At 66.3% G+C, this 6,000-nt stretch carries 5 protein-coding genes; 4 read left to right on the forward strand and 1 reads right to left on the reverse strand.

The window, feature by feature from the left end; translation table 11 throughout:
* Positions 1-102 precede the first annotated feature (102 nt).
* Positions 103-1,524, forward strand: coding sequence for a lysine N(6)-hydroxylase/L-ornithine N(5)-oxygenase family protein (locus tag NBG84_RS04935; RefSeq protein ID WP_250918024.1), 1,422 nt, complete (start codon positions 103-105; stop codon positions 1,522-1,524).
* The gene (locus NBG84_RS04940; RefSeq protein WP_250918025.1) at positions 1,478-2,248 is read left to right on the forward strand and encodes a thioesterase II family protein; all 771 of its coding nucleotides are present in this window, start codon (positions 1,478-1,480) and stop codon (positions 2,246-2,248) included. Before NBG84_RS04935 ends, NBG84_RS04940 begins: the two co-directional genes overlap by 47 nt.
* 77 nt (positions 2,249-2,325) lie before the next feature.
* Here NBG84_RS04940 and NBG84_RS04945 read toward each other — a convergent pair whose 3' ends face one another.
* On the reverse strand, positions 2,326-2,505 hold the full coding sequence (locus tag NBG84_RS04945) for a hypothetical protein (protein WP_250918026.1): 180 nt from the start codon (positions 2,503-2,505) through the stop codon (positions 2,326-2,328).
* Between the two features lie 375 nt (positions 2,506-2,880).
* On the opposite strand from NBG84_RS04945, the gene NBG84_RS04950 reads away from it, so the two are divergent.
* Positions 2,881-3,657 carry an LmbU family transcriptional regulator gene (locus tag NBG84_RS04950; RefSeq protein ID WP_250918027.1) on the forward strand — a complete coding sequence of 259 codons (777 nt, stop codon included), beginning with the start codon at positions 2,881-2,883 and terminating at the stop codon, positions 3,655-3,657.
* A gap of 939 nt (positions 3,658-4,596) precedes the next feature.
* Entirely contained in the window at positions 4,597-5,922 is a 1,326-nt protein-coding gene (locus tag NBG84_RS04955; RefSeq protein WP_308312004.1) for an activator-dependent family glycosyltransferase, read from the forward strand.
* The last annotated feature ends 78 nt before the right edge of the window (positions 5,923-6,000 follow it).

Genomic DNA, 6,000 nt, shown 5'->3' on the forward strand with positions numbered 1-6,000 from the left:
GGAGGCTCAAGTTCGCCCCTGACTCGGCTGATTCTGGGAGTGGAATACTATCGACCGACGATGCGAACGCATCGCACATACATGCCAGCGGAAGAATTCTCCATGAGTGATCGTGAACACGAGATCTACGACGTGGTTGGCATTGGGTTCGGTCCGTCCAACCTGTCGCTTGCCATCGCCTTGGAGGAGTATCGGGCGAATGGTGCGGGGAATGAGATCAGCAGCCTCTTTCTGGAGCGTCAGGCTTCCTTCGGCTGGCATCGGAACATGTTGCTGCCGTGGGCGACCATGCAGGTTTCCTTTCTCAAGGATCTGGCTACGTTCCGTAATCCGACGTCGAGCTTCAGTTTCATCGCATATCTGCATGCGTCGGGGCGGCTCGTCAAGTTCGTGAACAATCAGGACTTCTTTCCCACGCGTCAGGAGTTCCATCAGTACCTGGAGTGGGCGCAGGCAAGGGTGGCCGACCGTGTTGCGTACGGTTCGGAGGTCCGGTCGATCCGGTTGCCGTCGGGCAGCGCTCGGGAGCGGTCGGAGCATCTGCGGCTGGAGGTGGCGGAGGCCACCGGCCGGGGCGGCCGGACGGTCGAGGCTCGCAACGTCGTGATCTCGACGGGCCTGGTCCCGAACATGCCTGAGGGGACCGAGCGGGATGAACGGGTGTGGCACAGCTCCGAGTTTCTGGAGAGGTACCGTCGGATGGACCCCCGGGAGCTGCGTCGGGTGGCGGTGGCCGGGGCCGGCCAGAGTGCCGCCGAGATCACCAGGTTTCTGTATGACGAGCTTCCGCATGCCCAGGTGCACGCGGTTGTCCCCTCCTACGGGTACTCCATCGCGGACGACTCCCCCTTCGCCAACCAGGTCTTCGATCCGAGCGCCGTGGACGCCTACTACTTCGGCACCGAACGGACGCGGGAGGCGTTTTGGCGGTACCACCGCAACACGAACTACTCGGTCGTCGACGACGACGTGATCAGGGACCTCTACCGCAGGTGGTACGACGACGAGGTACGGGGCGTCAGGCGCCTGGAGTTCCTCAACCTCACGCGGGTCGCCGGTGTGAAGCGTGTCGGTGCTGAGACCCGTGTCTGCCTACAGGAGGGGCCGGACGGCGAAGTACGCGAACTCACCGTCGATGCGCTGGTCTGCGCGACCGGCTACGACGCGATGGAGCCTGCGGGCCTGCTCGGTGATCTCGACCCGCTGTGTCTGCGCGACGAGGCGGGCCGATATCGGGTGGAGCGGGATTACCGGATCGTCACGGCTCCCGCAATGCGGTGCGGGATCTATCTTCAGGGCGGTACCGAACACACCCACGGCCTCACCTCCTCGCTGCTGTCGAACCTCGCGCTGCGAAGCGGCGAGATCGTCGACTCGATCGTCGCCCGGCGCGCGGAGCGGAACGCCCAGGGCCCCATCCTCGCCGAGATCGGAGGCGATATCAGTGGAACGCCCGCAGAAAGGGGGGACCTGTTCGATGAGAAGTCCGGTGGAAGAGCAGTGGGTACGCCGTTACCACGATGACGACGGGTGCGACACGAAGCTCATCTGCTTCGCGCCCGCCGGCGCCGGGGCAAGTACCTTCCGCACCTGGGCTCGGGGACTGCCCTCGGACGTCGGCGTGCTCGCCGTCCGGTATCCGGGCCGGGAGGACCGGTTCAGCGATCCGTTCCCGTCCGGTCTTGAGGCCCTCGCGGACGACATCGCCGACGCGCTCGGCGAGCTGACCCGGCATCGGCTGGTGCTGTTCGGTCACAGCATGGGCGCCACGGTGGCGCACGAGGTGGCGCTGCGCTTCCAGGAGCGGGGGCGCCCGCCGGCCGCCCTGTGCGTGTCCGGCCGACGGCCGACACATGCGCTGGCCGGCCGGCAGATGATCTCCGGCACGGACGAGGAGATCATCGCGCATGTCGTGAGCTTCGACGCGAGCCGTGCCGTGGTCTTCGAGGACCCTGGCCTGCGGGAGATCGTGCTCCCCGCGGTCCGCGCGGACTACCGCCTGGTGGACGACTTCCCCGGAGGCCCCCGCCCGCTGCTCGACTGCCCGGTCTACGGCTATACCGGTGACGACGATTCCGAAGTGACCCCGGAGCAGATGCGCCGCTGGGCGGAACTGACCCGGGGCGCTTTCCGGCTCCTGGCGCTCACTGGTGGGCACTTCTACCTCAGGGGCGAGGAAGCCGCGCTGCTGGCGGACCTGAGTGACGTCCTTGCCGACCTCAAGTCCTGTACGAAGACCGCCTCATGAGCTGAGGCGCGCCGGACACGCATCGCCGAACGGTGCACGCCCTCCTGGTCTTGCGGCCCTGGTGATCCGGTTCCCTGTCACCCCGTGTATGCCGGCGCTCTCCGGGCTCGGGCGGTTTCCCTCGGACGGGTGGGGCCGGTCAGGCGCAGGGCGCGGAACCGACCGGGGCCGGCACGTTCGCTGAGCACGTCGTCGGTGGGCTCGGTGCGTTCGGTGGGCTCGGTGGCCACCAGCTCCGCGAGGTGGTACCACTGCATCCGGGTACCGGCCGCTCATCAACCCGTCGCCGGTCGCTTCGCCGTTGACGACCGAGCCGATCCGCCTCTGGAATCGGCCCCGGTCGTACTTCGATCGGTTCCGGCGGAGGCTCGAAGGGGCCGCCGGGCCAGCGGGCGATCGGCATTTCTCCTGAGCGTGAACGTATTCCGTCATGCCCGTTCCTTTAGGAGGTAGGTGTCTTCGGGGAAGGAGATTTCCTCCTTATCGATCGTGCCCACCGGACCATGCGCCCTGCTGGAGATATCACCAACTGGTGAAGGGGTATCTATTCCCTTCAGGTTGGGCATGTTAAGTTCCAAGTTGCTCGACTCTCCAGGTGCCCGTGGTGTACCTAATCTGCCTAAGGAGACGACATGGCCGGGAATCAGTCAGTACGAGTTCAAGCAGATGAATCGTCGAACCCGGACAAGCGTGAGATAAATTCTCGCGCTCATGTCGAAACCTCGGCCTTTGTCACCAGGACGGGACTGTTGCTGCCGAAGCGGATCGCCTTCGCGAAATGGGTCGGAATCGGCAACTACCTATCCAATGTGATTTCCGCCTCGACCTGGTGCCTGGGGGACTGGCTTGTGTATGGCGAGGCTTCGTTCAACGGAAGGTACCGCGATGCGATAGAGCTTACTTCCTTAGATTATCAAACACTGAGGAATCATGCGTGGGTCGCCCGGCGCTTTCCCATTTCTCGTCGGCGGGACGCCCTGAGTTTTACCCACCATGCCGAGGTGGCATCTCTTTCGGAGCCCGAGCAGGACTTCTGGCTGCGTAATGCGGAAGAATACGGATGGTCCGCCAAGCGGCTGCGCCGCGAGGTGAAAGCGAGCCTGCAGGAACGTGCCGTCGGTAACGGGCGGGACCCAGGCGAGCGTTCAGACGTCCGGGATCCGCAAAAGGGAAGGGAAGTCGAAGAATCGGCCGCATCCGCACCCGGTGGCACCGTCTCGCTCAGGGTCCTGGTCCCGGCGGACCGTCTTGAGTTCTGCCGGGCGACGGCAAGCAGACTCGGCCTCAACATAGAGACATGGGCTGCTCAGATCCTTCTGGAGGCAGTAGGCCGGGCGCCGGACGAGCTGCTTTGGCAGGAGCTGACGGCCGTCGGCGGTCCCGTAAGGGCGATGCAGAAGACGGTGTGACACCCCTGGTCGTGGTGGAGGGCTGCGGTCTTCCAGTGGCGGCGGATCAGCCGGGTGGCTCGGTGGGGTGGACTGGTTCGGCGCGGCAGGCAGGTGCTTCTTGCAGCGCTCGGCCCGGGCCGAGCCACGCGGGCTCTTGCTGTCCGAGCGCGAGCCCAGGCAGCCGACCACCGCTGCCGACGCGCCGGCCCACGGCCAACTGCCTGGTCCGACGCTTCGCCGTTGATACGGGCCGACAGTCGTCGAACTGCCGTCTCCGTGGGCAGGCACCGCTTCGGGCGCAGCGGACCGGGTCGCGCTCGGAGGCATTGCCGGAGGGACGCATGGGGGCGTCAGCGATCCACTCGCCGACCGAGGGCGGTGATGTCGCCCCAGCGAGGACCTCGCACGAGGTCAGCGCGACCACGACGGGCCGAGTGTGCCGCACTCCCCGCGGATCGGGGTCCGGCACCTGGGCCAGTCGGTTGAGTAGGCCCAGGCTCTTTCGGGGTACGGCCCCAGAACGCTCACGGAATTGCTCAAAGGCAGCCCGGATCGGACATGACGCATTGGCAGGCACCGTTCTCGACACAGGTCACGGGTCGAGAAGTCCATGTTCTCGAAGGCCTGTGCCCGTCAACGACGAGTTGAGGCCGGGGCCCGGCCGCGTATTCCACGGGATGCAACGGGCAGTCCTCGCCGCGGACAACCGCCTGTTGCTGCCCGATCATGCGACCCGACCGTGACCGGGGAGGCTCAGTGAATTCTCCGCTCACCGAGCGGGGATCGGGGCCCGTACTTCCTGCCGTCTTCAACGGATCCTGTCGCAGCTTGTATTGCCGCCGCACGGGGCAAATTCCGCGCGAGCTTTCTTGACCTGTTCGATTCCTGGGCATCCAGAAGGATCGTCATGATGTCTTCGGCGCCCAGGCCGGCCGCCGGTCCCATGACCGGCAGGGGGTGAATCGCTTGCGAGTTCTGTTCGCGACAGTGCCATTCAAATCACATCTCCAGCCAATGGTGCCGCTTGCCTGGGCACTCCGGTCGGCAGGCCACGAAGTGCAGGTGGCCAGCGAACCGGGATTCCTCGACACCATCACGGAAGCCGGGCTGACAGCGGTCCCCGTAGGCCCGCAGGAGTCTCTGGAACAGCGCATCCGCAGTATCCGGGGAGGGGATGACGCCCCGGAGCAGTTCGAGATGGCCCCGCCCTTCTCACCCGACTCCCTGTACGAGCTCGGGCACGCGCACCGGGACGGTCTCGCCTGGGAGGGCATCTCCTGGCTCCTCGACAACCTCGTGGTGCCGCGGACATGGATCATGAACGACGAGTTGGTCGAGGACCTGGTGACACACTGCCGCTCCTGGCAGCCCGACCTTGTGCTGTGCGATGTGATGACCCACGCCGGTGCGGTGGCCGCGGACGCGGTCGGGGCGGCGCATGGACGGCTGCTGTTCTGGCTCGACGTGACCCTCCGGTTGCGCCGCGACTTCCTGCGCGCGCAGGAGCGGCAGCCACCGCACGAGCGCCGGGACACACTGCGTGCCTGGTATGCGGAATGGGCGGGGAAGCACGGGCGTGACTTCACCGAGGAGCTGGTCACCGGCCAGTTCGCGGTCAATGTCCTGCCCGAGCGGTGTCGCCTGGAGCCCCATGAGCGGACGCTCTCCCTGCGCTATGTGCCGTACAACGAACGCTCCGTCGTGCGGTCCTGGATCAATGAGGCTCCCCGCGCGCCGCGCGTCCTGATGACGTTCGGCATCTCTGCGCGGCAATGGGCCGACCTGCCGGGCATGTCGGTCAAGGAGTTGCAGGAGACTCTGGATTCACTGGCGGATCTCGACATCGAGCTGGTCCTCACGGTGCCGGGCGAACTGCGTGCACAGCTCCACAGCGTTCCGGAGAACACCCGGATCGTGGACTTCGTCCCGTTGGACCTGATCCTGCCCACCTGCACCGCCGTAATCCACCACGGTGGGGCGGGAAGCTTCAACGGCGCGATGATGCACGGGATTCCACACCTCGTCATCGGCTACTCCGCCGACGCACCTGGCAAGCGGGTCCTGCTACGGCAGACCGGGGCCGGGTTGTCGCTCGGGCCGGACGAGGTCACCGGACCGCGGGTCAGGGAGTACCTGACGCGGCTACTGGAGGACGACGCATTCCGCGTGGCCGCCGAGCGGCTTCAGCGGGAGGCACTGGCCCACCCCGCCCCCAGCGCGCTCGTAGCGGACTTGGAACGGCTCACGGCCGAGCACCGCTCGCGCCGTGCCCGAGGCCGGTAGGCGGCACCGGTGACCGGGTGAGGCCTCCGCCCAGCCACCCCAACTCGCCCCGCGCGGACATCACCAAGTCCTTGGTGA

The sequence above is a fragment of the Streptomyces albipurpureus genome, from assembly GCF_023701525.1.
In the GTDB taxonomy this organism is placed as follows: domain Bacteria; phylum Actinomycetota; class Actinomycetes; order Streptomycetales; family Streptomycetaceae; genus Streptomyces; species Streptomyces albipurpureus.